This window comes from Priestia veravalensis, from assembly GCF_001457055.1.
Taxonomy (GTDB): Bacteria; Bacillota; Bacilli; order Bacillales; family Bacillaceae_H; genus Priestia; species Priestia flexa.
Genome location: NZ_KQ758649.1, coordinates 21463 through 48385, shown reverse-complemented (window position 1 = coordinate 48385; position 26923 = coordinate 21463). Strand labels below are relative to the sequence as shown.

28 protein-coding genes are annotated in these 26923 nt (G+C 38.9%); 21 read left to right on the top strand and 7 right to left on the bottom strand.

Translation table 11 applies throughout. The features are described 5' to 3' along the window. Positions 1–10 precede the first annotated feature (10 nt). Both AS180_RS10910 and AS180_RS10905 read right to left on the bottom strand, forming a co-directional pair. Positions 11–457 (bottom strand): hypothetical protein, encoded by a 447-nt coding sequence (locus AS180_RS10910; protein ID WP_062686809.1) that lies wholly within the window; start codon positions 455–457, stop codon positions 11–13. Positions 458–459: 2 nt separating this feature from the next. After that, on the bottom strand, positions 460–660 hold the full coding sequence (locus AS180_RS10905; RefSeq protein ID WP_025909112.1) for a YlaI family protein: 201 nt from the start codon (positions 658–660) through the stop codon (positions 460–462). Positions 661–844: 184 nt separating this feature from the next. On the opposite strand from AS180_RS10905, the gene AS180_RS10900 reads away from it, so the two are divergent. Next, entirely contained in the window at positions 845–1300 is a 456-nt protein-coding gene (locus tag AS180_RS10900) for a PNPOx family protein (protein ID WP_025909111.1), read from the top strand. Positions 1301–1323: 23 nt separating this feature from the next. Here AS180_RS10900 and AS180_RS10895 read toward each other — a convergent pair whose 3' ends face one another. Beyond that, positions 1324–1923, bottom strand: coding sequence for a YhcN/YlaJ family sporulation lipoprotein (locus tag AS180_RS10895; RefSeq protein ID WP_025909110.1), 600 nt, complete (start codon positions 1921–1923; stop codon positions 1324–1326). A gap of 217 nt (positions 1924–2140) precedes the next feature. On the opposite strand from AS180_RS10895, the gene AS180_RS10890 reads away from it, so the two are divergent. Continuing rightward, positions 2141–3469, top strand: coding sequence for a PhoH family protein (locus AS180_RS10890; RefSeq protein WP_062686808.1), 1329 nt, complete (start codon positions 2141–2143; stop codon positions 3467–3469). A 47-nt stretch (positions 3470–3516) separates the two neighbouring features. Here AS180_RS10890 and AS180_RS10885 read toward each other — a convergent pair whose 3' ends face one another. After that, a complete protein-coding gene (locus AS180_RS10885) occupies positions 3517–4014 on the bottom strand; it encodes a hypothetical protein (protein ID WP_062686807.1) in 498 nt (165 codons plus the stop codon). Between the two features lie 274 nt (positions 4015–4288). Here AS180_RS10885 and AS180_RS10880 point away from each other — a divergent pair, with 274 nt between their 5' ends. The 3 genes from AS180_RS10880 to pyc all read left to right on the top strand — a co-directional run bounded on the left by AS180_RS10880 (position 4289) and on the right by pyc (position 9479). Continuing rightward, positions 4289–4555: an Fpa/YlaN family protein gene (locus AS180_RS10880; RefSeq protein WP_373688708.1), complete on the top strand. Its 267-nt coding sequence runs from the start codon at positions 4289–4291 to the stop codon at positions 4553–4555. 148 nt (positions 4556–4703) lie between these two features. Then, positions 4704–5894 carry an FtsW/RodA/SpoVE family cell cycle protein gene (locus AS180_RS10875; protein ID WP_025909106.1) on the top strand — a complete coding sequence of 397 codons (1191 nt, stop codon included), beginning with the start codon at positions 4704–4706 and terminating at the stop codon, positions 5892–5894. Between the two features lie 135 nt (positions 5895–6029). Next, the gene (gene pyc / locus AS180_RS10870) at positions 6030–9479 is read left to right on the top strand and encodes a pyruvate carboxylase (protein ID WP_374699992.1); all 3450 of its coding nucleotides are present in this window, start codon (positions 6030–6032) and stop codon (positions 9477–9479) included. Positions 9480–9512: 33 nt separating this feature from the next. Here pyc and AS180_RS10865 read toward each other — a convergent pair whose 3' ends face one another. Further along, positions 9513–10418: a COX15/CtaA family protein gene (locus AS180_RS10865; protein ID WP_025907324.1), complete on the bottom strand. Its 906-nt coding sequence runs from the start codon at positions 10416–10418 to the stop codon at positions 9513–9515. 691 nt (positions 10419–11109) lie between these two features. Between AS180_RS10865 and coxB the strand changes: the two genes are divergently transcribed. The 5 genes from coxB to ctaG all read left to right on the top strand — a co-directional run bounded on the left by coxB (position 11110) and on the right by ctaG (position 16026). Next, entirely contained in the window at positions 11110–12165 is a 1056-nt protein-coding gene (gene coxB, locus AS180_RS10860; protein ID WP_025907326.1) for a cytochrome c oxidase subunit II, read from the top strand. Positions 12166–12199: 34 nt separating this feature from the next. Beyond that, the gene (gene ctaD / locus AS180_RS10855) at positions 12200–14062 is read left to right on the top strand and encodes a cytochrome c oxidase subunit I (protein ID WP_035319793.1); all 1863 of its coding nucleotides are present in this window, start codon (positions 12200–12202) and stop codon (positions 14060–14062) included. Between the two features lie 2 nt (positions 14063–14064). After that, complete coding sequence (locus AS180_RS10850) at positions 14065–14685, top strand: cytochrome (ubi)quinol oxidase subunit III (RefSeq protein WP_025907328.1); 621 nt, start codon at positions 14065–14067, stop codon at positions 14683–14685. A 4-nt stretch (positions 14686–14689) separates the two neighbouring features. Continuing rightward, a complete protein-coding gene (ctaF, locus tag AS180_RS10845; protein WP_025907330.1) occupies positions 14690–15025 on the top strand; it encodes a cytochrome c oxidase subunit IVB in 336 nt (111 codons plus the stop codon). Between the two features lie 74 nt (positions 15026–15099). After that, positions 15100–16026, top strand: a complete 927-nt coding sequence (gene ctaG / locus AS180_RS10840) for a cytochrome c oxidase assembly factor CtaG (RefSeq protein ID WP_082636378.1) — start codon at positions 15100–15102, stop codon at positions 16024–16026. 35 nt (positions 16027–16061) lie between these two features. On the opposite strand, the gene AS180_RS10835 is transcribed toward ctaG, so the two are convergent. Next, positions 16062–16424, bottom strand: a complete 363-nt coding sequence (locus AS180_RS10835; RefSeq protein ID WP_025907334.1) for a YugN family protein — start codon at positions 16422–16424, stop codon at positions 16062–16064. Between the two features lie 172 nt (positions 16425–16596). On the opposite strand from AS180_RS10835, the gene AS180_RS10830 reads away from it, so the two are divergent. From AS180_RS10830 to AS180_RS10815, 4 genes are all read left to right on the top strand, one after another. Then, positions 16597–17016, top strand: a complete 420-nt coding sequence (locus AS180_RS10830) for a CBS domain-containing protein (protein WP_062686806.1) — start codon at positions 16597–16599, stop codon at positions 17014–17016. A gap of 140 nt (positions 17017–17156) precedes the next feature. Continuing rightward, positions 17157–18182, top strand: a complete 1026-nt coding sequence (locus AS180_RS10825; RefSeq protein ID WP_226372956.1) for a CAP domain-containing protein — start codon at positions 17157–17159, stop codon at positions 18180–18182. Positions 18183–18250: 68 nt separating this feature from the next. Further along, positions 18251–19018, top strand: a complete 768-nt coding sequence (locus tag AS180_RS10820; RefSeq protein ID WP_025907340.1) for a sporulation protein YpjB — start codon at positions 18251–18253, stop codon at positions 19016–19018. 62 nt (positions 19019–19080) lie between these two features. Then, positions 19081–19758, top strand: coding sequence for a zinc metallopeptidase (locus AS180_RS10815; protein WP_025907342.1), 678 nt, complete (start codon positions 19081–19083; stop codon positions 19756–19758). Between the two features lie 296 nt (positions 19759–20054). Here the strand turns inward: AS180_RS10815 and AS180_RS10810 are convergent, their stop codons facing one another. Beyond that, complete coding sequence (locus AS180_RS10810; protein WP_035319798.1) at positions 20055–20924, bottom strand: YitT family protein; 870 nt, start codon at positions 20922–20924, stop codon at positions 20055–20057. Positions 20925–21228: 304 nt separating this feature from the next. Between AS180_RS10810 and AS180_RS10805 the strand changes: the two genes are divergently transcribed. From AS180_RS10805 to AS180_RS10775, 7 genes are read left to right on the top strand one after another with little or no spacing between them, the layout of a single operon-like run. Further along, positions 21229–21558, top strand: a complete 330-nt coding sequence (locus AS180_RS10805) for a nucleotide pyrophosphohydrolase (RefSeq protein ID WP_025907345.1) — start codon at positions 21229–21231, stop codon at positions 21556–21558. A gap of 13 nt (positions 21559–21571) precedes the next feature. Next, positions 21572–22372, top strand: coding sequence for a 4-hydroxy-tetrahydrodipicolinate reductase (dapB, locus tag AS180_RS10800; RefSeq protein WP_025907346.1), 801 nt, complete (start codon positions 21572–21574; stop codon positions 22370–22372). Between the two features lie 12 nt (positions 22373–22384). Next, positions 22385–22783 carry a methylglyoxal synthase gene (mgsA, locus tag AS180_RS10795; RefSeq protein ID WP_025907347.1) on the top strand — a complete coding sequence of 133 codons (399 nt, stop codon included), beginning with the start codon at positions 22385–22387 and terminating at the stop codon, positions 22781–22783. Between the two features lie 11 nt (positions 22784–22794). Next, positions 22795–23508 (top strand): bacillithiol biosynthesis deacetylase BshB1, encoded by a 714-nt coding sequence (bshB1, locus tag AS180_RS10790; RefSeq protein WP_025907348.1) that lies wholly within the window; start codon positions 22795–22797, stop codon positions 23506–23508. Next, a complete protein-coding gene (bshA, locus tag AS180_RS10785; protein ID WP_061785565.1) occupies positions 23505–24632 on the top strand; it encodes an N-acetyl-alpha-D-glucosaminyl L-malate synthase BshA in 1128 nt (375 codons plus the stop codon). The genes bshB1 and bshA overlap by 4 nt, the downstream gene beginning before the upstream one ends. A 15-nt stretch (positions 24633–24647) precedes the next feature. After that, positions 24648–25853, top strand: a complete 1206-nt coding sequence (locus AS180_RS10780) for a CCA tRNA nucleotidyltransferase (protein WP_025907352.1) — start codon at positions 24648–24650, stop codon at positions 25851–25853. Continuing rightward, the gene (locus AS180_RS10775) at positions 25823–26809 is read left to right on the top strand and encodes a biotin--[acetyl-CoA-carboxylase] ligase (protein WP_025907354.1); all 987 of its coding nucleotides are present in this window, start codon (positions 25823–25825) and stop codon (positions 26807–26809) included. The genes AS180_RS10780 and AS180_RS10775 overlap by 31 nt, the downstream gene beginning before the upstream one ends. Positions 26810–26923 lie beyond the last annotated feature (114 nt).

Below are 26923 nucleotides of genomic sequence, written 5' to 3'. Positions count from 1 at the left end.
TTAGAAGCAATCATTTTGTTATGTCCCAAACTCTTTTATAAATGAAGCTACCTATCCATAAAGACAGGGCAAAAAGAATATGTCCCGCCGTCCAATAGAAGAAAGCCCCCATGTCATCGATACGCGGGGTAGCTTTAATGGCTAAAGCTGTAAGAGGGAAATATAAAGGAATGGTAGGTAAAGTTAAGAGAAAGGCTATAACAAGCATGCTACCTGACGATAAGTGACGAAATCGATTTTGTATCCACATAAAAACAATCCCTATAATGACTGCAATGACTAGGTGAAACACAAACTCCACCCATTCAGGCCATTTGATGTCTCCTATAATGGGAATGAAATCGACGTTTAATAAGAGTGTATAAACCTTTTTAGACATCAGCTGCTCCAGCCATTTTAAGACCAAACCTAGCACAGTGCCACTTATTACTCCTACAACCATTCCTTTATAAATCATGCTTACCAGTCCTCCTCCGTCTGCTTGGATTGATATAGCTTAAAGTTTCCGGTAGCAATTCGTTCTTTTGTACGCTCTTCAATACGTTCTGAGCATTCATTGCACATATATGTATGTATAGGACGATTACGAAGTCTTTTTGCTACAAGCGTTTCATCCTCAATTGATTCAATTTTATCACATAGGACACATTTTACTCTCATCTATCTCACCTCGTTTTCTCTATACAACATTCTAGCCCAAAGTGCATTGTTTATAAAGTTGTAAAATGTATTTAGTCGTTATTTAAACAATGTAAAAGTTTTGAAAACAAGGAAAAGTAAGCAGGTAAACAGATTCTTTGTCTAGAAAACAAGTAAGTATACATAAACGGGAGGAGGGATATAAATGGCAAATGAAGTTGAATCCAGTTTAGTCGAAGCACTGTACGAAGAGCTACAAGCAGAACGTTTTGTAACAATTTCAACCGTTGATTATGAAACAAAAGGACCAAATGTGAGTGCCATTTCATGGATTTATGCTCCAACCAATCAAATCATCCGTTTTGCTGTCGCAAGCAAATCCCGAATGGTTAAAGACATTTCGCAGTGTAAAGATGTTGTTGTGAATTTGATTGCAAATGAATCTTGCTATGCGATTAAAGGCAGTGCAATTGTTGTCAAAGAGAGAATGGAAAACGTTCCAATTAAGCTGACGCTGATTGAAGTAAGCATAAAAGAAGTAAGAGACGTTATGTTCTATGGATCTAAAATCTCTACCAATCCGACTTATGAAAAAACATATGATCCAGTAGCTGCTTCTAAATTAGATAAACAGGTAATGAGCGCATTAAAACAAGCTTAGCGTGAACTAAGCTTGTCTATTCTTTATTCGTTCTTTTGAAGGTGACCATTTGATTGTTTTTCTTGCTTGTCTCGTAATTGTTGCTGCTCCTCATTGTTTAACTTTTCATCATTTGTTTTGGTAGGTTCTGGGTTGCGGCGAATCTCTTCCGCTACTTCTGGCATGACGCGGTTTACGATGGCAGCAAGCTCATCTAAAAAGCCTGTAACTGGTCGACCACGTCTGATTTCTCTCGCAATTTCTTTTAAGCGCGTTACGGTATCAGGATCAGCAATGACAACGGAATTTGCTCCGTATGGGTCTGCTTTTAGGCTTTCTGCTACCGTATACTTAATCGAACTTACTTCGGAGCGATCAATTTCGTTATTTACATCAATACCAACGATTGCATATTTTCCTAACACAATAGCAGTAGCATCATTTACGTTTGGAGCGCTTGTTGCTAAGCTTACAAGATGCTGAGAAATTTGCCTAGCAGAGAGTTTTGTTTCAGTTTCAGGCGTTGAGTTTTTCACCTGAACGATGCGGTCTGTTTTTTGTCCTTCTTCAATCTGGGATTGATTATTGTTACAACCTGCTATTGTAAAACAAGCTAAGCTAGCAATAAGTAATCCTTTTTTCATTGGGGAGATACCTCCTTTGGTAATGGCTCATTTTTTGTAGCAATTTGTGTTTAGTTTTCAATAGTTCTTCTATCTTTATGCATATGTTCATATATTTAAAGCAAATGGTCCGTTCATTTACTCGAACTTCACGCGTGCGGTTTACATAAGATAAAAGTGAATGGATTCCTTGTTACACTCCTTAACTGGAAACCAAATGGAGTAGGAGGCTGAATTGTTGGGGAAAATCTACGTTTTAGATACAAATGTGTTATTGCAAGATCCGCATTCAATCTTTTCATTTGATGATAATGAAGTTGTAATACCAGCTGTAGTATTAGAAGAAGTAGATTCGAAAAAGAGAAATATGGATGAGGTTGGAAGGAATGCGAGACAAGTATCAAAGCTCATTGATAACTTGCGTCAACACGGTAAATTACATGAGAAAATCCCTTTGGAAAATGGTGGACATTTACGGATCGAGCTCAATCACCGTTCGTTTCATCAATTACAAGAGATTTTTGTAGAGAAAACGAATGATAATCGTATTTTAGCGGTCGCAAAAAATTTGTCGCTCGAAGAGGAAAACAAGGAAGACGGCCGTGAAGTCATTCTTGTTAGTAAAGATGTATTGGTACGCGTGAAGGCTGATGCTATCGGTTTGAAAGCAGAGGATTTTTTAAGCGATCGTGTTGTCGAATTTAACAGTATATATACGGGATTTGTGGAAGTATATATCCCAAGAGAAGTGTTAAATCATTTTTATGAAAACGGTGAAATTCTCACTTCTCAGATCGCAAATCATCCATTTTTCCCAAATCAATTTCTCGTTATGAAAGATGCATTTGGAGGTTCAGGTTCTGCTATTGGAATCGTCGATCAGACCGCTACAAAAGTAAAAAAGCTTCTCTTTGAATATGACCATATTTGGGGAATTAAGCCGCGAAATGTTCAACAAATTATGGCGCTCGAACTGCTCTTACGAGACGATGTCCAGCTTGTCACGCTCATCGGAAAAGCTGGAACGGGTAAAACCTTATTAGCTTTAGCATCGGGTTTAATGCAAACGGAAGACTTGGGCTGCTTTAAGAAGTTGTTGGTTGCACGTCCAATTGTACCGGTAGGAAAAGACTTAGGGTTTTTACCGGGTGAAAAGCAAGAAAAGCTTCGACCATGGATGCAGCCAATTTATGATAATTTAGAATATTTATTTAACACAAAAAAACCTGGGGAACTGGATGCTATCCTAGCAGGCCTTAGTTCAATTGAGGTAGAAGCCCTTACCTATATTAGGGGAAGAAGTATACCAGAACAATTTATCATCATTGACGAAGCACAAAACTTAACAAAGCATGAGGTTAAAACCATTTTAACGCGCGTTGGTGAAAAGAGTAAAATTGTGTTAATGGGTGACCCTGCTCAAATAGATCATCCATATCTTGATGAATACAATAATGGGTTAACATATGTAGTTGAAAAATTTAAAGAACAGAAAATATCAGGTCATGTAAGGCTTGTTAAAGGAGAGCGTTCAGGTCTCGCACAGCTAGCTGCTGATATTTTATAAGTGGAAAAAAATGAGCGCGCAGCTTTTCCTCTCTGCGCGCTCGTTCATTATGTAATAATAATTTCTTTTAAGTACGTAAGCGGCTTGTCACGGTTAGAGCCATCGCATTCATAAACGTGTACAGGTCCATCTTTAGTTAAAGGTTTTCCGTTTTTACTAAAGCCAAAAATAAGCGTTTTAGCCTCTTCTAATGAGTAGCTAACGGATTCATTAGCTGTTACAAGCGTAACTGCGGTTGCCTCTTCTAGAGGCTCAGCGTTCTTTAAAAAAGGAGCAAAGGAGATACCGAACGTACCGTTCAATAGCTTTTGTTTTTCGTATTTCTTTTCTGTTTTTAAAGTTGGTGGGAATACGGCACCTTCTTGGATTTCTCGATCCCAATGTTTTGAAACAGTCTTCGTATATTGTTCATTTTCATCTACGTTTTCGACCTCAGTATCAAAAAAAGTAGTTAAGTCTACTTTTCGATCATCAAAAATCCAAACTCCAGGATCTAACGTGAGGGGGTAACGCACTTTCCCATGTAGCGAAATAATTGAATTCATAAAAACGCCTCCTTGGTAAAAGTATAAGCGCTTTCTTGTAATTTGTCATCCATACTCAGGATTTTGGTAGAAGTACTAAAATAGAATGTGCTATAATAAATCTATATTAATAAAGCGAGAGTTGCGATGAATAGTACACGTAATTTGTAAGAGAATTCGTAGGTCTGATGACATGCATGTTAGTTCTTGCTTTTTTACGAGTAAAACCTTACTATTAAAAGATAGATTAGGTAATCGCTCGGAAACGGAGGGATTGAGTTTGACGCCTGAGACAATGATAGATCATCGTGAAAAAGCTTATGCATTGTTAAAAGCTGATGCAGATAAGATTTTGCAATTAATTCAAGTTCAAATGGATAACTTAACAATGCCACAATGTCCTCTTTACGAAGAGGTTTTAGATACACAAATGTTTGGTTTATCAAGAGAAATTGATTTTGCAGTTCGTTTAAATTTAATTGATGAGCATGTCGGAAAAACATTGCTAGATCGACTTGAGCGTGAACTTTCTGCACTGCATGAAGCATTTACAAAAAAATAACACACACGGTGAAACTCAAACTATTAGATGGATAGTTTGAGTTTTTTGTTACAGCTCGTTTACATTCTTACGTGAGAAAAGCGAAAGTAGATAATGTATAGTAAAATGAGTAAAGGCATCACTTATTAACGTTTAAAGGAAGAGGTTTATGCTAAAAAAAATCTTTAAGCACTATGATTATTCTATCATTATTACCATTGCGTTGCTTTGTACAATTGGCCTTGTAATGGTATATAGCTCCAGCATGATTACGAGTATTACGCGGTATGGGCAGGATAGCGATTTTTTCTATGGCAAACAAAAAGGTTGGCTTATCATTGCTGGATTCGTATTTTTAGCAACCATTTTATTCCCGTACAAGCTATATCAAAAGCTGTTACCTATAGCTGTACTTGGTACATTTGGTCTTTTAGGGCTTGTGTTTTTAATGGGGCATACGGCAGGAGGCGCTCAAAGTTGGCTAAAGTTAGCTGGAGCAAGCTTGCAGCCCGCTGAGTTTGCAAAGTTAACGGTTATTTTATATTTAGCCCTTGTGTTAGGAAAACGTCAAGAATACATAAATGATATTAAGCGTGCTTTTATTGGGCCAATTGGGTTAACAATGGGTATCTTTATATTCGTAGCGATTCAACCAGACCTTGGGACAGGCCTCATTATTTTAATGATAGCAGTTGCAATCATGCTATGTTCGGGAATATCTCGAAAAACATTTTTTAAGCTTATTTTATTAGGGCTTGTCATGCTGACCATTATGGGAACGATTGGTGTATTAACAGGGCAAGTGACTGAAAATCGTATCGGACGTTTTACAGGAGCATCGGATCCTTTTAAATACGCACAAGGTGAAGGATATCAGCTTGTAAACTCTTACTTAGCTATCGGTTCTGGAGGGTTAAAAGGGCTTGGACTTGGTGAAAGCGTGCAGAAGTATGGCTATCTTCCAGAGTCACATACCGACTTTATTATGGCGGTTATTGCAGAAGAACTTGGATTCTTTGGCGTATTTCTCGTTTTAGGTTTACTAGGCTTTTTAATCTATCGCATTCTGACACTTGCCAAACGCTCAAAGGACCCTTTTGCTAGCCTTATTTGCATAGGTGTAGCGACCATGCTTGGAATTCAAGCGTTTATTAATCTGGGTGGCTTAACCGGTCTTATTCCGATTACCGGCGTAACGCTTCCGTTTATTAGTTACGGTGGATCATCACTGCTAAGTTTAATGATTGCCATGGGGATTGTTGTTAATATTTCGTTCTTTGTGAACTATCAAGAAAAAAGTAGCAAAAAAGCGAATAACGTTGTTTCTTATCCGAATAATGCTAATCCTGACTTATCTTAACATTCGGGTATATATATCATCTCAAAAAAGCAAAAATGAACGGTTAATTTATAACTTTCCGTTCATTTTTGCTTTTCTTTTATCCAATTTTGCTATATATTGAAGTTTATATAAAGATTGAAGGGAGAATTCGATGTGAGTCTGGTAACTAAAAAAATAAAAAAAGTACTAGTTGCAAATCGTGGAGAAATCGCAATTCGAGTATTTCGAGCTTGTACGGAGCTAAATATTCGAACGGTGGCAATTTATTCAAAAGAAGATGCAGGTTCCTATCATCGATACAAAGCAGATGAAGCGTATTTGGTTGGTGTGGGCAAAAAACCAATCGATGCATATTTAGACATCGAAGATATTATTAAAACGGCAAAGCTACATGATGTTGACGCAATACACCCTGGCTATGGTTTTTTGTCAGAAAATATCCAATTTGCGAAACGTTGTGAAGAAGAGGGCATTATTTTTATTGGGCCAAAGTCTAAGCATTTAGATATGTTTGGAGATAAAGTAAAAGCTCGTCATCAAGCAATTCAAGCTAATATCCCTGTCATTCCAGGAACGGATGGACCAATTGATTCATTAGATGAAGCAAAAGAATTTGCTGCACAGCACGGGTACCCCCTCATGATTAAAGCGGCGTTAGGTGGAGGCGGTCGTGGCATGCGCGTCGTTCGCAATGAAGCAAGCCTAGCGGAATCGTATGAACGTGCTAAGTCTGAAGCAAAAGCAGCCTTTGGAAGCGACGAGGTATATGTCGAAAAGCTTGTTGAAAACCCAAAGCATATTGAAGTTCAAATTTTAGGGGATCACAGTGGAAATGTTGTTCATTTGTATGAGCGTGATTGTTCAGTACAGCGTCGTCACCAAAAGGTAGTAGAAGTTGCACCAAGCTTGTCGCTAAGCGAAGAGCTGCGTGATCAAATTTGTGATGCTGCGGTACAGCTGATGGATAATGTAAACTACATAAATGCGGGTACTGTAGAGTTCTTAGTATCAGGTAAAGAGTTTTACTTTATTGAAGTAAACCCTCGCGTACAGGTGGAGCACACAATTACAGAAATGATTACAGGTGTTGATATCGTTCAATCTCAAATTCTAATTGCGGATGGCTATGACCTTCATAGTAATGTTGTTGCAATACCGAAGCAAGAAGAGATTATCACGCATGGTTATGCTATTCAATCTCGTGTAACAACAGAAGATCCACTAAACAACTTTATGCCAGATACGGGTAAGATTATGGCGTACCGTTCAGGCGGTGGCTTTGGCGTGCGTCTTGACACGGGCAACAGCTTCCAAGGAGCAGTCATCACGCCTTACTATGATTCTCTTCTTGTAAAAGTAACAACGTGGGCCTTAACGTTTGATCAAGCGGCGTCCAAAATGGTTCGTAACTTAAAAGAATTTCGAATTCGTGGTATTAAAACAAACATTCCGTTCCTTGAGAACGTGGTAAAGCATGAAAAGTTCTTAACGGGAGCGTATGATACGTCCTTTATCGATACTACGCCAGAGCTATTTGTATTTCCTAAGCGTAAAGACCGTGGTACTAAAATGCTAACATACATTGGAAACGTAACGGTTAATGGTTTCCCTGGGGTAGCTGAAAAGAAAAAACCAATTTTCACAAAACCTCGCGTTCCTCAGCTAGATTTATCAACGCCAGTGCCAAATGGAACGAAGCAAATTTTAGATGAACAGGGTGCTGAAGGGCTTGTTAACTGGGTAAAAGAGCGTAAAGAAGTTCTTTTAACAGACACAACATTCCGAGATGGGCATCAGTCTTTACTAGCAACGCGTGTACGTACGAACGATTTAAAACAAATTGCTAATCCAACAGCAAGACTATTACCGGATTTGTTTTCTCTTGAAATGTGGGGAGGAGCGACGTTTGATGTAGCGTATCGCTTTTTGAAAGAAGATCCTTGGGATCGTTTGTTAACGCTACGCCAAGAGGCGCCAAATGTCTTATTCCAAATGCTTCTTCGTGCATCAAACGCCGTAGGGTATAAAAACTATCCGGATAACGTAATTAAAGAATTTGTTGAGAAATCAGCATATGCTGGAATTGACGTGTTCCGAATTTTTGATAGCTTAAACTGGGTTGAGGGTATGACGTTAGCCATTGATTCCGTACGACAAACAGGTAAGATTGCCGAAGCATCAATGTGCTATACGGGAGATATTTTAGATCCATCTCGCCGCAAATATGACTTAACGTACTACAAAAACCTTGCGAAAGAATTAGAGCAATCCGGGGCACATATTTTAGGAATCAAGGATATGGCAGGATTATTAAAGCCTCAAGCTGCTTATGACTTAGTGTCTGCATTAAAAGAAACGGTGGATATTCCAATTCATCTTCATACGCATGATACAAGCGGAAACGGTATTCTAACATATGCCAAAGCAATTGAAGCAGGCGTTGATATTGTGGACGTAGCAGTAAGCGCAATGGCAGGCTTAACGTCGCAACCAAGCGCCAATTCATTATATTATGCTTTAGAAGGGACCGAGCGTAAGCCGAAGCTGGACATTCAAAACCTTGAACAGCTATCTTACTATTGGGAAGATGTACGCAAGTACTACCAAGACTTTGAAAGTGGCATGAATGCTCCGCATACGGAAGTTTATGTTCATGAAATGCCGGGTGGTCAATATAGCAACCTTCAACAGCAGGCGAAAGCAGTTGGTCTTGGAAACCGCTGGGATGAAGTAAAAGACATGTATTCACGTGTGAATGAGTTATTTGGTGACATTGTCAAAGTAACGCCTTCTTCCAAAGTGGTAGGGGACATGGCGCTGTTTATGGTTCAAAACAATTTAACGGAAGAAACGCTATTTGAACGTGGTGAATCATTAGACTTCCCTGATTCAGTTATTGAACTATTTGAGGGCTATTTAGGTCAACCACACGGTGGATTCCCTGAAAAGCTTCAACGAATTATTTTAAAAGGTAAAAAGCCAATTACGGTGCGTCCGGGTGAGCTGTTAGAAGATGTTGATTTTAATGCTCTTAAGGAAAAGCTATTCCACGAGTTAGGACGTCAAGTTACAAGCTTTGATGCCTTGGCATATGCTTTATATCCAAAAGTATTTATGGATTATCACAAAGCGGTTGAGCAATATGGTGACATTTCGGTACTTGATACGGCTACTTTCTTATATGGAATGCGTCTTGGAGAAGAAGCTGAAATTGAGATTGAAAAAGGGAAGACGTTAATCGTTCGCCTTGTATCAATTGGAGAAGCACAAGCTGACGGTAATCGTACAATTTACTTTGAACTAAATGGTCAGCCTCGTGAAGTAGTCATTAAAGACGAAAGCGTGAAGACGACGGTTGTATCAAAGATGAAGGCAGATCTAACAAATCCAAATCAAATTGGAGCGTCTATGCCTGGAACGGTCATTCGCGTTATCGTTGAAAAAGGCGATAAAGTATCAAAAGGTGATCATCTCATGATTACAGAAGCAATGAAAATGGAAACAACGGTGCAGGCACCATTTGATGGTGTTGTGAAAAATATTCATGTAGGAAGCGGAGATGCTATTCAACCTGGAGACTTACTTGTTGAATTCGAAAGCTAAAAAAAGTACGAGCAGAATGTCTGCTCGTACTTTTTATTTTGTTCTTTTACTGCGAGTAGCAAGAAGTGTCAAGTAACTTAAGACCCCAAATAATAGAGAAATAATTAGTGCGTGGGCTAAAGCTAGTCCTAAGTTTAGGCGAGTAACAACAACTAACATACCTGAAATGGCCTGCATTGTTACTAACACTAAAGCAATTAGCCAACTATAATAAATATTCTTCTGGTCACGGTAGTGCTTAAACGCGTGAATAAACGCAATTAAAATCCAAACGAAAATTAAGGTTGCAGCAGTTCGGTGTCCCATTTGAATCCATTGGTTAATATCACCTGGTAACCAGCCAGCTGCATTGGAACAGAACGGAATATCGGGACAAGCTAAGCTTGCTTCTTTATGGCGTACTAGCGCTCCTGTATAGACGACAACGTACGTATAAAGAATAGATCCATAAATATGTTTTTTCATCGTTGAACCAATGACGACGCTATCAGCATCAAACTTCTTATCTACCTCAAAAATGATGAGAGTTAATAGGAGAACAGATGCAAATGAAATAAGTGAAATTCCAAAATGTAGTGCAAGTACGGCATCTGATTGTCCCCACATAACCGCAGCAGCACCGATTAACGCTTGTAGCACTAAGAAGAAAAACGAGATAAAAGCAAGTGGTCTTACTTCACGAATATGTCCTAGTGCAATCCAAGCCCACACACAGAGTAAAAGTACTAAGATGCCTGAAGCACCTGATACAAGTCTGTGACTAAGTTCAATGACGAGTTCAAATGTTATGTTGCTGGGAATCAATTCACCGTTACATAGAGGCCAAGAGTCGCCACAGCCATCTCCTGATCCAGTTTTGGTTACAAGTGCTCCCCCAAGTAAAATCAGGAGCATTGCTAACGTTACAATAACAGAAAGCCCTTTTAATCCACGTTTCAATGTATTCACCTTCCTAAAGTATGATAATTAGTCCGCTAAACGTTTCCTTTAGACAGGAAGACGAATGGAAGTACATGACTTACTAGTTTAAGGTTTCGTTGAAAAAGTTCGAATAAACTCCCATAAGCATGTATTCATTTGTTATAATGGTAGAAAGTGTAAGGTTGTATTGCTAGAAAGATAAGTTATTAAACTCATTCGACAAGATACAACACCTTATTCTACTTATAATAGTATACAATAATCAAGTATAAGATAGGGTTTTGTACAAGGTGACAAAAAAAATCCATATTTATTTCAAAAAAATTTCACATAAACTTTCCAAAATATGCTTTAATAAACAGGAGAAATATAGTAATTTACATCTTTACATGTTCATGCATCAGGCTGTAAGATTTCAGAAATCTAAAACAAATGTGAAATATTTGTGAATAGATGATTTTTGTGATGTCAAAACTGTAAACGGATTCTTCATACCACTGCTTCAACAACATATGCTTACCTAAAGAGGCCGCTAAGAAGTCATCTATTTTGCGTAACGAGCTCCTAGACACCGTAGTCCTACATAAAAATTTAAATACAGGGGATTTCTTCTAATCTAGAATTTATCATAGAAGGAAGAAAGTTTATTCATAGCAGCTTCTGTTATGAATAAGAAAATCACGTCCATGAAAGAGAGGTTGAAAAAGCTATGAGAAAATGGCGATTAAACTTTCGTGTTTTATCGTTGTTTAGTCTGGTAGCCGTGCTATTAGCTGGCTGCGGAGAGCCTTTTTTATCAACGCTTCGTCCTGCAGGTGAAGTGGCAGAAAAGCAGTATTCACTTATGCTGCTTAGTACAGCAATTATGGTTCTTGTAATTATTGTTGTTGCAATCATCTTTGTGTATGTAGTTGTGCGTTTTAAACGCCGCAAAGGTGAGGAAGATGTGATTCCAAAACAAGTAGAAGGAAACCACAAGTTAGAAATTCTTTGGACTGTTATTCCTATTATTCTACTTGTCATCCTAGCAGTTCCCACAGTAGCTGATACGTTTAAATTAGCTGATGTGAAAGGAATGGAAAAGGAAGACGCAATTGTCGTCAATGTAAGAGCTAACTTGTATTGGTGGGAGTTTGAATACCCAAACCAAAAAATCATTACATCCCAAGATCTTGTTGTACCAACAGATACAAAAGTGTATTTTAACGTGAAAGCCTCAGATGTCAAACACTCCTTTTGGATTCCTTCAGTGGGCGGAAAAGTAGATACGAATACAGAGAATGAGAACAAGTTTTGGCTTGTGTTTGATTCAGAAAAGGCTGAAAGCGCTAACGGTCTTTTTTATGGGAAGTGTGCAGAGCTATGTGGTCCATCTCACGCCTATATGGATTTCAAAGTTAAAGCCCTTCCAAGTGAAGAGTTTGATACATGGGTTAGCGATATTAAAGATGTAAAACCAGACGTATCGACAGCTTCAGCAAAAGCGGGAGAGGAAATCTTTACAGAAAGCTGTATTGGCTGTCACGCTGTTGAAGCGCAGGATGGTCGACCAGAACAAGCGCGTCAGGCTCCAAATCTAGCTGGATTTGCAGATCGTGAGCGTATTGCAGGTGTTTTAGAACATAATGAAGAAAATTTAAAACAATGGCTCAAAAACCCTGAAGAAATTAAGCCAGGAAACAAAATGAGTAATACATATCCTGACTTAACAGATGAACAAGTCGATCAGCTAACCGAGTATTTATTGGAGCTGAAAGAAAAATAAACGGTAATTAGCTTTCAAAAGGGGAGGTCTAGCTATGAGTACGCTCACTCAAAAAAGGGGTATAGGGGCGACAATATGGGACTACTTAACAACCGTTGACCATAAAAAAATCGCCATTTTGTATTTAATTGCGGGAGGTTTTTTCTTCATAGTTGGAGGAATCGAAGCACTTTTTATTCGAATTCAACTGGCTATTCCTGAAAATAACTTTGTCGCGATGGGAACATATAATGAAATCTTAACAATGCACGGCACAACGATGATTTTCTTAGCAGCTATGCCGCTGTTGTTTGCGCTAATGAACGCAGTTGTGCCACTTCAAATTGGCGCTCGTGACGTAGCGTTTCCATTTTTAAACGCACTTGGCTTTTGGCTATTTGCTTTTGGTGGATTGTTTCTAAACTTAAGCTGGTTTATAGGAGGTGGAGCACCTGATGCAGGCTGGACATCATACGCTTCACTATCACTAGCATCGCCTACACACGGAATTGATTTTTACGCATTAGGTCTGCAAATTTCCGGTGCTGGAACGCTGATTGCGGGTATTAACTTTCTTGTTACAATTATTAACATGAGAGCACCTGGTATGACTTACATGAGAATGCCCCTCTTTACGTGGACTACGTTTGTGGCATCAGCACTTATTTTATTTGCATTTCCTGCTTTAACTGTTGGATTATTTTTAATGATTTTTGATCGCTTGTTTGGTGGGAATTTCTTTGATCCAACGATGGGTGGAAACACAATTATTTGGGAACACTTATTTTGGATTTTCGGACATCCAGAAGTATACATACTAATCTTACCGGCCTTTGGAGTTTTTTCAGAAATTTTACCGACGTTTGCAAGAAAAAGACTGTTCGGATACTCTTCTATGGTATTTGCAACAGTGCTGATTGGGTTTTTAGGATTCATGGTTTGGGCTCACCATATGTTTACAACAGGCCTTGGACCAATCGCAAATGCAATTTTCGCAGTAGCGACGATGGCAATTGCTGTACCGACAGGAATTAAGATTTTTAACTGGTTGTTTACACTTTGGGGAGGAAGCATTGAATTTACATCACCAATGCTGTACTCTGTAGCGTTTATTCCATCGTTTGTTATCGGTGGTGTAACAGGTGTTATGCTTGCTGCGGCACCAGCAGACTATCAGTTCCATGATACGTATTTCGTTGTTGCTCACTTTCACTACGTTATTGTAGGTGGAGTTGTGTACGCTCTATTTGCAGGAGCCACGTTTTGGTGGCCGAAAATGTTTGGGCGTATGCTTAATGAAACGCTTAGCAAGATTACGTTTTGGCTGTTTTTTATCGGTTTCCACTTAACGTTCTTTATTCAACATTTCTTAGGTTTAATGGGTATGCCTCGTCGTGTAGCAACTTTTTTACCAGGACAGGGCTTGGATCTTGGAAATGCAATCAGCTCAGCTGGAGCCATTTTTATGGCCTTGGCAACCATTGTACTGATTATCAACGTCATCAAAACAAGCATCAATGGACCAAAAGCAGAAGGCGATGCGTGGGGAGAAGGTCGTACGCTGGAGTGGGCGATTTCATCACCGCCTCCAGAATATAACTTTAAACAAACGCCGCTTGTGCGTGGATTAGACACATTCTGGTTAGAAAAACGTGCCGGAAACAAAGAGGGCATTACGCCTGCTGAGCCGCTTGGTGATATTCATATGCCAAACTCATCAATCATTCCGTTTATTATTTCTCTTGGTCTGTTTGTTTCAGCATTTGGCTTTTTGTTCCGCAATGACCATGGCTGGGGAGATCTAGTTGGAATTATAGGATTAGTGATTACCTTTATCTCTATGTTCTTCCGTTCGTGGATTGATGATCATGGCTATCATATTCATAAAGAAGATTTGCTTGATGAGGAGGCGAAATAAAGATGGAAGCAGAACAAAAATTAACGCCTGAAACTTTTCCAGATTCGCCTGAGAAATCAACCCTTGAAGGGAAAAATAAGTTCATAGGATTTTGGCTTTTTCTTGGGGGAGAAACCGTACTTTTTGCTTCGTTGTTTGCAACGTATTTAGCGTTGAGAAATTCAACGCATACAGGCCCAAAAGCAGAAGAATTATTTGATATTACGCTTGTATTTATTGCCACAATGATTTTATTAACAAGTTCATTAACAAGCGTATATGCAATGTATCATATGAAGAACTTTAACTATAAGAAGATGCAGCTTTGGATGTGGATTACTTGGCTGTTAGGGTTCGCTTTCTTACTATTAGAGATTTATGAGTTTAAGCATTATGTTCATGAAGGCCATACGTTTACGAGCAGTGCGTTTGGATCTGCATTTTATGCCTTGGTAGGAACGCACGGAGCGCACGTAACGTTTGGATTATTGTGGATTGGCTCATTGCTTATCCGTAACTCAAAGCGTGGCTTAAGTCTATACAATGCGCCAAAATTTTATGTAGCAAGCTTATACTGGCATTTCATTGATGTTGTATGGGTGTTTATTTTTACAGTTGTATACTTAATGGGAATGGTGGGATGAAGAGATGACAACAAATCATTCTGACACAGGTAACCCAAAGGTAGACTTACAGTATCGTAAGAAGAAAAACGCTGAAGACATGCGAATGCAGTTAATCTCGTTTGCGTTAATGATTTTCCTTACGCTCATAGCTTTTTTTGCCGTATGGAGCGATAGCTTTAGCGGATGGTTTACCGTACCAGTTATTATTTTGTTAGCAGTTGTGCAAGTTATCTTTCAGCTTTATTACTTTATGCATATGAATCATAAAGGACATGAAGTGCCAACGATGTTTCTATATTCAGGAGTGCTTGTAGCACTTATAACGGTTTGGGCATTTGTTACAATTATTTGGTGGTAAGTAAAGAAGAGCTAGCGCTTGCTAGCTCTTTTCAAGCATGTACTATTCGCAATTGAGTAAAGGAGGGACGGATTGTGATTGATAATTTAAGAATGTTTGGATTCGAAGCGTTATGGAGTCCGTATTTTTTCTTCGTTATTTGTGCGGTGACAGTTGTTTATTTATTGTTCACAGGTCCGTATCGATATAAAATTGAAGGAAGTAAAGAAGTTGATCGTAAAACAAAAGCGTTTTTTGTATTTGGAATGGCGCTGCTATACATATGCAAAGGCGGTCCGCTAGATTTACTAGGGCACTTGATGTTTAGTGCACATATGGCCCAAATGGCGCTGGTTTATTTAGCTATTCCACCTTTACTTATTCTGGGAACACCGCCGTGGATGGCGCGATTACTGATTCATCAAAAAGGCATTAAGCCAGTGTTTCACTTTTTAACAAAGCCGCTCATTGCTTTACTTGTCTTTAACGGATTATTCTCTCTTTATCATATACCGCTTGTGTTTGACACTGTGAAGACAGATATGACGCTTCACGCAATTATTAGCATTTTGCTGTTTATAGCTTCTTTTTGCATGTGGTGGCCACTTTTAAACAAGCTGGAGGAGTACCAGACGTTAAACGGTGTGAAAAAAATTGGCTACATTTTTGCTGATGGGATGTTGTTAACGCCTGCTTGCGCGTTAATTATATTTGCTGATACGTCGCTATATGCCACGTATACTGATTCGCAGGCGTGGGTGAATGCTTTAGCCCTTTGCGTATCCCCGGATGTTATTCAAGCGATGGGCGCATTAGCCCCAGAAATGTTTAACGTATTGCCTCCGGTAGAAGACCAGCAGCTTGGGGGAGTCATCATGAAAATTATTCAAGAGATTGTATATGGGATTATTCTTGGCTACACCTTTTTCCGGTGGGCGAAGAAAGAGCGTGAAAAAGATAAGAAGCAGGAAATGGAACTTGATGCAGGTTATGATGCTTCATCTCCGATTTCTTCTCAATAAAAAGAGTGCTTACAGGATTGTAAGCACTCTTTTTATTAGGAAGCCTGAACGCTTTGGAGTTCGGAATGAATTTGGCTTAAAATTCGCTTGCATTGATCAACCAGTGTAGAAGGGAAATTTTCTTCTTCTCCATATTCTACGCCGTGCGGATAATAGTGTTTGCCAAGCAGAGGCGTCATAAATTGAATCAACGCATGCCTGCCGCCAATGTCCCCTTCAGCAGCATATCCTTGTACGCGTAAATAAAAGGTATGGTGCTGAATTTCAAACTTGCGATCATATGTTACCCGCTCGTAATCCCACTGTCCAGCTCGCACTAGTCCAAATCGGCTCATAATCTCATCGGCATGCTCTAAATCAACTCTTACATCAGTAAAATCCATATCTTCTAGTTTCATTACAGTTCCCCCTTTAAACCAAATATTTCTCCCATTTTCATCATAGTATGATTGGATAAAACTTGCAATGTTTATCCGGATTTTCAGTTGAAAAGACCAAGAAATTGTAAATAACGTGAAAGATTTTTTGAAAAACGGGCAAAATAACGTTGAATGTAAAGGAGGAGATTCTATGAAATGTGTTCGTGATGTAATGACAACAGACGTTGAAACGTGTACCACGTTAGATAATGTATACGAAGTTGCATTAAAGATGAAAGAATTAAACGTTGGTAGTATTCCAATTGTTGATCAAGACCGATTAATTGGATTAATAACTGATCGAGACTTAGTTATTCGAGGTATTGCTGAAAAGAAGCCCAATTCCAGTAAAGTAACCGACGTAATGAGTGATAAACTAGTAACGGTATCGGGCGAATCAACGGTAGAAGAAGCTGTGGAAATTATGGCCAATCATCAAATCAGAAGGCTTCCAGTTGTAGAAGGAAACAAGCTTATTGGCGTTGTCTCTTTAGGAGATTTATCTACGTATCGCTTTACAGATGAACAAGCTGGTCAAGCTCTTTCTCGTATTTCCAATCAACTTCATTAATCCAGGAAAAGCTGTCGCCACCAAAGGGTGTGATAGCTTTTTTATTGGCTATTTTCACGTCATTACATGTATAATAACTATACGAACTCTTGAAGATGTAAGGAGAGGAACTGACGCTGAAAAAAGTTATATTTGTTCTCGTGTTAATCGTTGCATTTGTATACGCTGATGAATATATCCCTTTATTGGAGCAGTATGTAAATGAATCAGCACAGGAAGAGGTTTCAAATAATGAGACTATAAATGACCGTGCGGTTGAAACGGCTGCACCAGAAATAGAAGGGGAAAACGTTATTGATTTGATTGGTCTACATCCTGAACAAGTCATGGGAATGTATGGAGAACCAACCCGTGTTGATCTTTCTGCTTACGGATATGATTGGTGGGTGTATAAAACCGATGATCATTCCTACATGCAGGTAGGGATAGATGGTGACCGAGTGGTGAGCGTGTATTCTATTGGTCAAAACGTAAATACCGCACCATTTGTGATTGGTCAATCTCGATCTGAAGTAGCCAAAGCTGTTAAAATTGAGCGAGAAGTTGAATTGAGAGAAGGGCTCGATTATTATCGTTTTCAACTCAATGACGAAGATTTAAAAATGCGCCCATTAGTAAAGTATGATGGTGTATATATCCAGCTTTATTTTGATCAATTTTTAAATACATTATCAAGTATCCGCGTCATGGATAGTGAAACTTTAATGAAGCAAAAGCCGTATGAAGTAATGTATAGAGGGAGTTTCCCTGAAGTACCATCACTTTCTCAAGAAGAGTGGAAAGAGATTGAAGATGGAGCTTCTCAACAAATTATCGACTTGACGAACGTTATTAGAAAGCGCCATGGAAAAGAGGCATTATCGTGGGATGAAGATACGGCGAAAGTAGCTTATTTACACAGCAAAGAAATGAGCGATTTAGAATATTTTGCTCATGAGTCTCCAGTTCAAGGAGATCTAGGAAATCGTCTGCAAAAAGGAGACGTCTTGTATCGAACAGCTGGTGAAAACATTGCATCTAACTATACGGATGGTCCTGCTGCGGTTGAAGGCTGGTTAAATAGTGAAGGTCACCGTAAGGCGATTTTAAATAATGATTTTACGCATCTTGGTGTTGGCGTGTATGAAAAGTTTTATACGCAAAACTTTATTACCCCTTTGAAGTAGGGATTTAATAGGTCTACTCTTGTCCTATTCCTCATAAGTTTCTAATAGAAGCTAGAGGAGGGACAAGAATGAACAAGAAAATATCTGTCATCGCCATGCTTATTTTTTTACTATTAACAACATCAGTTAATGCGGCTACACAGCAATCTTGGGATAAGTTAAATGAACTTGCTGATGAAACATTAGACCTTGCTCAGCAGGAAAAATATGATGAAGCGCGTGATTTAATGAAACAATTTTCACATGAAGTTTCAAGCGTAAATATACATGATTTAGATTTGTCCACTAAAGAGTATCAAGTGCTGGTAGTAACAGCTCAAAATGTTGAAAGAGCACTGGACGATGAAAATAGTGACCCTGTAAATACAGCATTACAGTTTCGGTTACTAGTTGATGCTTTATCAAGTGAATACCAACCTCTTTGGACAGAAATGGAAAAAGAAGTTATTACCACGTTTCAAGATATGAAAATGAGTATATCAAAAGGTGAAGATGGGCAGTATCAAGAAGAGCTTCAAAGTTTACTACAAGCCTATGAATTGATTTCTCCAAGTGTTCAAGTCGATGTTGATGATAAGGATATTGAACGTGTTGAACAGCATATTGAAGATTTAAAGCAAGATGATGCAATGGTGATGTCTTCACAAGAATTAGTAGCAGCAGAAGAAGATTTTCAGTCTCTGTTTGAACATTTAAAAGAAGATAAGGTAGATCCATCACTTATATGGGTCATGATTACGACAGGAAGTATTATTGTATTTACTTTATCGTATGTTGGTTTTCGTAAGTATCGAGCAGAGCGTGTTCGCAAGGCTGAGCCGGAGCGAAATGATTGACGGACATATTCGAATTGTCTAAAATGAAAATGTACCAACCATACAAGTAAAGGAGTGTGCATATGGGGTTTTTGGTTTATTTTCTCATCATTATTTTAGTGCCGATTTGGGCACAGTTTAAAGTGAAAAGTGCTTATAAAAAATATTCAAAAGTAAGCAGTTCTTCTGGAATGACAGGTGCTGAAGTGGCACGACGTATCTTGGACGAAAACGGCTTGTACAACGTTCAAGTTGAGCCAGTTCGCGGCGTGTTGTCTGACCACTACGATCCACGTTCAAAAGTAGTACGATTATCTGAAGATAACTACTTCGGAACATCTGTAGCAGGCGCAGCGGTAGCAGCCCATGAAGTAGGGCACGCAATTCAAGACGATGAAAACTATTCGTTCTTACGCATGCGTCATGCCTTAGTACCAGTAGCTAACATCGGATCAAACTTTTCATGGATTTTAATCATGATTGGTATCTTTGCTCAGATGAGCGGCCTATTGTTGCTAGGGATTGTGTTTATGGCAGCAGCAGTTTTATTCCAGGTCGTAACGCTTCCAGTTGAGTTTAACGCCTCAAATCGCGCGATGAACCTTCTCGTATCAAGCGGTGTAATTCGCAACGACGAAGAGCGTGAGACGCGAAAAGTACTAAACGCAGCAGCTTTAACATACGTTGCAGCAGCAGCGGTTGCAGTACTAGAGCTTGTGCGTTTAATCTTAATTTACACAGGAATGAACAACGAAGATTAATTGAAATGAGGCTGGGACATAAGTAATTCAGCCAATATTAAACCTGAACGGTTGAGAGTTCTTCACTTTTAATCGTTCAGGTTTTTTGTTGATTGTGAAAACAGGATGGAATGGAGCGTAGGACACTCGACTCCTGCGAGAAAGAGAGGAAGCTCAGGTTCCTCCCCGCGGAAAGCGAGTGGCCGTAGCGCAATGGAATAAACTTGTTCTGACAACGTAAAGAGGTGAGAAAAGCGAGTGTTCGTCTTTTTGGAAATTTGTTTTGTTATGTCCCACCCTCATTTTGTATGTACGATTTAACGTTCTAACGGCTTTTTATTTTCATCCAATGTAAAACCCTCACCTAGTACATCGTGAACGTCACTCACCGCTACAAACGCGTATGGGTCAACAGAAGTGATGACCTGTTTTAATCGAAAGACTTCATTTTTACTTACAACACAGTACAATACGTTAGTTTCTTGTTTAGAATAGGATCCTTGGCCTTTTAAAATAGTCACTCCACGATCCATTTCCTGCATGATTTTTGCTGAGATCTCTTCGTTACGAGCAGAGATAATGGTTGCTCCTTTTGCGGCGTAAGCTCCGTCTTGAATAAAATCAATGACTCTAGCAGCGACAAATACGGCTACGAGCGTATACATTGCCTCTGTATAGGTTAGGTAATAGATAAGAGAGGTAATAATAACAAGAAAATCGAATAAAAACATTGTTTTTCCCATGTTCCACCCAATATATTTCTGAACGAGACGAGCGATAATATCAACTCCACCCGTTGTCCCTCCGTATCTAAAAATAATTCCAAGCCCCACTCCAATAAATACACCTGCAAATAGAGCTGCAAGCGTCATATCATTTTTTAAAGGCATATCGACTGGAAAGCGCTGAAAAATCCATAAGAAAACAGAAAGGCTGATAACGCCTAGTATGGTGTAGTAAAATGAGGTTCGTCCTAACAGCTTCCATCCGACAAAGAATAGTGGAATATTAAGCACTAAGTTTGAATAGGAAGGGTCGATGTTAAATAAAAAGTATAAAAGCAGTGTAATACCAGTAAAACCGCCTTCTGCTAAGTTGTTTTGCATGTTAAAATTCACAAGTCCAAATCCAAAAATAGCCGAACCTAACAAAATAAAAAAGATATTCTTGAACTTTAGTCCTTTCACAATAGAAAACCTCCTTCTATAAACATGAATACATTCTTTCCTATCATACTAAATGGATAAGAGAAATGTCATCGTCCAAATGAACCGTCCAAAGCGCTTTGTTTGTATCATACACGTTTAAATATTGAATCATGCACGGCTAAAGAGAATAGCTTTATTCATTTATAATGTTTGTTAATCAAACTTTTCTATTAAGAAATTTAGGGAAGAGATGTTATAATATGAAGTTGAATGTACAAAAAAATAAAAGGTAAATACTTATTATGCAATGAGAGAGGCATAGAAGGTAAAGAGGTGAATACATATGGCAGATAAATCAATGAAGGTTATGCAGGCTGAAGTTGATCAATATATTGGACAGTTTAAAGAAGGCTACTTTAGCCCCTTGGCGATGTTGGCTCGTATGACTGAAGAAGTTGGAGAGTTATCTCGTGAAATTAATCATTATTACGGAGAAAAGCCTAAAAAGACAACAGAAGCAGAGCGGACAGTTGAAGAAGAAATGGGCGATATTTTATTTGTATTAATTTGCTTTGCCAATTCGTTAAATATTGATTTAGAAGAAGCACATAATCGCGTTATGCAGAAATTTAATACGCGGGATAAAGATCGTTGGACAAAAATTGATGAATAAGGAGAGAATTAACATGAAAAAAACTCGAATTATACTTGCAGGCCCTCGTGGGAGAATGGGAAAAGAAGCTGTGACCCTAATTCAAGAAACAGAAGCGTTTGAATTAGTAGCTGCTGTTGATCGTATTCATGAAGGGAAGTTAATTAGCGACTTAGAAGGAATGCCAAATGTTCAAGCTCCTATCTTTACAGATATTGAAAAATGCTTCCAAACTGTTGAAGCTGATGTATTAGTTGATTTAACAACGCCTGAAATTGGAAGAGTACATACGAAAAAAGCGTTAGAATACGGCATCCGTCCAGTAGTCGGAACGACAGGTTTTTCCGAAGCAGATTTAGCGGAATTAAAAGAATTAGCAGAAGAAAAAGGAATTGGCTGTATCATTGCTCCAAACTTTGCGATTGGTGCTATTTTAATGATGAAGTTCTCTCAAATGGCAGCTAAATATTTTGACGATGTTGAAATTATTGAGCTCCACCATGATCAAAAATTAGACGCACCTTCTGGAACAGGGTTAAAAACAGCAGAGCTCATTAGTGAAGTTCGTGAAACGAAAAAGCAAGGTCACTCAGAGGAAAAAGAAATTTTAGCAGGTGCAAGAGGAGCTACATATGACGGCATTCATCTTCATAGCGTACGCTTGCCAGGATTAATTGCTCACCAGGAAGTATTATTTGGTGGCTTTGGACAAGGATTAAAGATTCGTCATGATTCGTATAATCGTGCGTCCTTCATGTCTGGCGTGAAGCTCGCGGTTGAAGCGGTAATAAATATTGATACGCTTGTATATGGTTTGGAAAATATTATTGAGTAAGGAGAGTCATATATGAAAATAGCATTAATTGCACATGATAAAAAGAAAAATGACATGGTTCAATTTACAACTGCTTACCAACATATTCTAAAGAACCATGAGCTTTTTGCAACGGGTACAACGGGAATGCGAATCTCTGAAGCGACAGGATTATCGATTCATCGTTTTCAATCGGGTCCATTAGGTGGAGACCAAGAAATTGGTGCTCTTGTTGCACAGAATAAAATGGATATGATTATCTTCTTTCGTGATCCGCTTACAGCTCAACCTCATGAGCCAGACGTATCAGCACTTATGCGCCTATGTGATGTGTATGCTATTCCACTCGCAACCAATATGGGAACAGCTGAGGTTTTAATCCATGGTTTAGAGCGAGGAGATTTACAGTGGCGTTCAATTTTAAAACAATAGGGTGAAATAAAATGATTGAAAAAATAGATGTTCTTGCTTTTGGAGCTCATGCTGATGATGTTGAAATCGGCATGGGCGGCACTATCGCCAAGATGACTGAGCAAGGTTTAAAAGTTGTTATCTGTGATTTGACAGAAGCAGAACTATCGTCAAACGGAACGGTAGAGCTACGCAAACAAGAGGCTGAAAAGGCGGGACAACTTCTTGGTATATACAAGCGAGTTCAATTACAGATGCCGGATAGAGGACTTTTGTTACAGCGATCCTACATTAGAGAAATTGTATCGGTAATACGCAAATATCAGCCAAAACTTGTGTTTGCTCCTTATTTTGATGATCGTCATCCGGATCATGGAAACTGCGCGCGCCTAGTGGAAGAAGCCGTATTTTCAGCTGGAATTCGCAACTATACGGCAGAGCAAAACGTGGGGTCTCATCGACCGGATGGACTGTATTTTTATATGATTAATGGTTTTCATAAACCCGATTTTGCTGTTGATGTAACGAATACATTTGAAAAGAAAAAGCAAAGCTTACAAGCTTATGAAAGTCAGTTCATCAAACAAGCAGGAAGCGTGGAGACGCCGTTGGTCAACGGGTATATAGAAACAGTTGAAAGCCGAGAGCGCATGTTTGGAAAAGAAGTAGGCGTTCAGTATGCAGAAGGCTTTCTTTCTAAGAAGCCGCTGCTTATTTATGATGATTTAGTAGGTGGCGGTAGATGAAATTAAAAATTGGTATCACGTGTTATCCTTCAGTTGGTGGTTCTGGTGTCATCGCAACTGAATTAGGAAAGCTCCTTGCAGAAAAGGGACACGAAATTCACTTCATTTCCTCAAGTATGCCTTTTCGTTTAAATAAGGTATATCCAAATATTTATTTTCATGAAGTAGAAGTGAACCAGTATTCTGTATTTAAGTATCCACCTTACGATTTGGCACTAGCAAGTAAGATGGCAGAAGTTGCACAGCGTGAGAAATTAGATTTAATTCATGCTCATTATGCCATTCCGCATGCGGTGTGTGCGTTTCTAGCTAAGCAAATGGTGTCACCAAATCTAAAAATAGTAACGACGCTTCACGGGACGGATATTACGGTTCTTGGAGAAGACTCGTCTTTAACAGAACTAATCAAATTTGCAATTGAAAAATCGGATTGTGTAACTGCGGTATCTGATGCGTTAATTGAGCAAACGAATCAGCTCATTAATCCAGATAAAGATATTTGTACAGTTTATAATTTTATCGATGAGCGAGAGTACCATCGTAAAGATGTTGGTAATTTAAAGCAGGACTACGGTATTTCAGACGATGAAAAGGTCATTATTCACGTTTCAAATTTTCGTCAAGTTAAAAGAGTACAAGATGTTGTGCGTACGTTTAAACGAATCCATGAGCGCATTCCTTCTAAGCTTTTGCTCGTTGGGGACGGTCCGGATATGAGAAATGTAAGTCAGCTTGTAAAAGAATTGAACCTTGAGGATGCTGTACTGTTTTTAGGGAAGCAAGATAATGTAGCGGAGCTCTACTCCATTAGTGATTTAAAGCTTCTGTTTTCTGAAAAAGAAAGTTTTGGTCTCGTACTACTAGAAGCCATGGCTTGTGGCGTACCTTGTATTGGCACAAGAATCGGTGGTATTCCAGAGGTTATTGAAGATGGTGTAACAGGTTATATTTGTGAATTAGGGGACGTTGAAACAGCTGCGAGTAAAGCAGTGCAATTGTTAAGTGATCAACAGCTTCATCAACAAATAAGCAGAGGAGCTTTACAGGCAGTGAATCAAAAATTTCATTCAACGGAGATTGTAAACCAATATGAACAGCTTTATTACAATCTTTTACAACGTTAAGGAATGGAGGATATTATGAAAGAGCCTTTCATCCATCCATTATTTATTATTCACACACTACAACAAGCCGGACACGAAGCTTATTTTGTTGGTGGTGCTGTTCGAGATATGATCTTGCAGCGAAAAGTAGGTGATGTAGATATCGCGACATCTGCTCGTCCTGACGATGTTATGAGTCTATTTCCAAAAACAATTCATGTGGGGATTGAGCATGGGACCGTTGTGGTGCTTCATGAAGGAGAGCAATATGAAGTGACTACCTTTCGTTCAGAAGGGGAATATGCAGATTTTAGACGCCCGACATCTGTTCAGTTTATCTCATCACTGGTGGAAGATCTAAAACGTCGTGATTTTACCATCAACGCTATGGCTATGAATGAAAAAGGTGAAATTATTGATCCGTTTAATGGCAGAGAGGATCTACGTAACCAACTTATTCGTACGGTAGGGAATCCAGAAGAACGTTTTCATGAAGACGCGCTGCGAATGATGAGAGCTGTTCGTTTTGTGAGTCAACTAGCGTTTTCTATTTCAGATAAAACGAAGAGAGCTATTTCAGAGCATGGAAATCTATTGAAGCACGTATCAGTTGAACGAATTACCATTGAGTTTGAGAAGCTTCTTTTGGGTAAACGCCCCTCTTTAGCTCTTGCGCTCATAGCAGACACTAAATTATATGAGCATTTGCCGGGATTAGATATTGGTGAAGAAGCTTTTCGACGCTTGTGTAAATACGACTGGATGATGCTTGAAGATATATCGGAATGCTGGACGCTTCTTCTTTATTTACTAGGCGTTGATTTAGATCCATTTTTACGTAAATGGAAGCTTGCTAATCGACAAATAAAATCCGTGAAGCTTCAGCTTGGTGGACTTGAGGACGTATTAAAAAATGGTTGGTCAAAAGAAACGATGTATAAACTTGGAGAAGAGTCTTCTTTAAGAGTAAATCGAATTTTGCAATTAGTGAGAAGTACTAATTATCTGCATACAACCTTGCTTGTTTCTCGTTATCGAGAGCTTCCTATTCACTCTATGAAAGAGCTTGCCATCACGGGGCAAGATGTTATGACGTGGCTAAATCGTAAGGGCGGTCCATGGCTTTCAGCCTTGTTACAAACCATAGAAATGAAAGTATTAAATGGTGAAATAAAAAATAGCAAAGCGTCGATAAAGGAGTGGATTCAGTCTTGCAAACAGATATTAGAAGAACGTTATTAGAGATGTTTACAAACGCAGAGGGTGAATATGTATCTGGCCAGCGCATTAGCGACTTGCTAGGCTGTTCAAGAACGGCGGTGTGGAAACATATTGAAGACTTACGAAAAGAAGGTTATGAACTCGAAGCTGTTCGAAAGAAAGGCTATCGTATTGTCACTAAGCCTAATAAAGTAAGTACAAACGAGCTGCTTCTTGGCCTGCATACGAAAAAAATTGGTCAAAACCTTCACTATGAGGAAACCGTGGAGTCAACACAAAAAATTGCGCATCGTCTTGCTCAAGAAGGAGCTGTAGAAGGAACGGTGATTGTAGCGGAAGAGCAAACAGCTGGTCGAGGTCGCCTTGCTCGCAAATGGTACTCTCCTAAATATACGGGAGTATGGATGAGCATTATTTTACGACCTGCCATTCCACCACAGCATGCACCACAGCTGACCCTATTAGCCGCCGTAGCGATTGTACAAGCGATACAAGAAGTAACGAATGTGCTACCTGATATCAAATGGCCAAATGATATTTTAGTGAACAATAAAAAGCTAGTAGGAATTTTAACTGAAATGCAAGCTGATGTTGAGCAAGTTCACTCTGTTATTATTGGGGTAGGAATCAATGTCAATCAAAAGCTAGAACATTTTGATTCCGACATTCAACACTTGGCTACTTCTTTATCAATTGAAGAGCAAAAAGAAGTGAATCGCGCAGCCCTTATGCAAGCGATTTTCTTAAAGATGGAATCTTTGTATGAAGATTACTTGGAAAATGGTTTTGGATTAGTAAAGCATTTATGGGAATCTTATTCTATTAGCATTGGAAAGCGGATTATTGCACGCACTTTAAAAGCAACGATTGAAGGGCATGCAAAGGGGATTACAAACGATGGCGTCCTGCTGTTAGAGGACGATAATGGAACGGTTCATCACATTCATTCCGCTGATATTGAACTCTCTTCGAAATAAAACTAGAAAATGTAAGAATATTTCTTTATAATACGAGTATCAGGGTAGTATCGACAGAACTTCACCTGATACTCTTTTTATAATTTATCGTTTACGAACTGCCTTGATCTAAAA

Coding starts and splice junctions, on each gene's coding strand:
- AS180_RS10875 (WP_025909106.1), top strand. CDS start 4,704: ATGCTAAAAAAAATCTTTAAGCACTATGATTATTCTATCATTATTACC.
- mgsA (WP_025907347.1), top strand. CDS start 22,385: ATGAAAATAGCATTAATTGCACATGATAAAAAGAAAAATGACATGGTT.
- coxB (WP_025907326.1), top strand. CDS start 11,110: ATGAGAAAATGGCGATTAAACTTTCGTGTTTTATCGTTGTTTAGTCTG.
- AS180_RS10895 (WP_025909110.1), bottom strand. CDS start 1,923: ATGAAAAAAGGATTACTTATTGCTAGCTTAGCTTGTTTTACAATAGCA.
- dapB (WP_025907346.1), top strand. CDS start 21,572: ATGAAAAAAACTCGAATTATACTTGCAGGCCCTCGTGGGAGAATGGGA.
- AS180_RS10905 (WP_025909112.1), bottom strand. CDS start 660: ATGAGAGTAAAATGTGTCCTATGTGATAAAATTGAATCAATTGAGGAT.
- AS180_RS10910 (WP_062686809.1), bottom strand. CDS start 457: ATGATTTATAAAGGAATGGTTGTAGGAGTAATAAGTGGCACTGTGCTA.
- ctaD (WP_035319793.1), top strand. CDS start 12,200: ATGAGTACGCTCACTCAAAAAAGGGGTATAGGGGCGACAATATGGGAC.
- AS180_RS10885 (WP_062686807.1), bottom strand. CDS start 4,014: ATGAATTCAATTATTTCGCTACATGGGAAAGTGCGTTACCCCCTCACG.
- AS180_RS10835 (WP_025907334.1), bottom strand. CDS start 16,424: ATGAAACTAGAAGATATGGATTTTACTGATGTAAGAGTTGATTTAGAG.
- AS180_RS10830 (WP_062686806.1), top strand. CDS start 16,597: ATGAAATGTGTTCGTGATGTAATGACAACAGACGTTGAAACGTGTACC.
- AS180_RS10850 (WP_025907328.1), top strand. CDS start 14,065: ATGGAAGCAGAACAAAAATTAACGCCTGAAACTTTTCCAGATTCGCCT.
- bshA (WP_061785565.1), top strand. CDS start 23,505: ATGAAATTAAAAATTGGTATCACGTGTTATCCTTCAGTTGGTGGTTCT.
- bshB1 (WP_025907348.1), top strand. CDS start 22,795: ATGATTGAAAAAATAGATGTTCTTGCTTTTGGAGCTCATGCTGATGAT.
- AS180_RS10900 (WP_025909111.1), top strand. CDS start 845: ATGGCAAATGAAGTTGAATCCAGTTTAGTCGAAGCACTGTACGAAGAG.
- AS180_RS10815 (WP_025907342.1), top strand. CDS start 19,081: ATGGGGTTTTTGGTTTATTTTCTCATCATTATTTTAGTGCCGATTTGG.
- ctaF (WP_025907330.1), top strand. CDS start 14,690: ATGACAACAAATCATTCTGACACAGGTAACCCAAAGGTAGACTTACAG.
- AS180_RS10880 (WP_373688708.1), top strand. CDS start 4,289: ATGATAGATCATCGTGAAAAAGCTTATGCATTGTTAAAAGCTGATGCA.
- AS180_RS10780 (WP_025907352.1), top strand. CDS start 24,648: ATGAAAGAGCCTTTCATCCATCCATTATTTATTATTCACACACTACAA.
- AS180_RS10805 (WP_025907345.1), top strand. CDS start 21,229: ATGGCAGATAAATCAATGAAGGTTATGCAGGCTGAAGTTGATCAATAT.
- AS180_RS10820 (WP_025907340.1), top strand. CDS start 18,251: ATGAACAAGAAAATATCTGTCATCGCCATGCTTATTTTTTTACTATTA.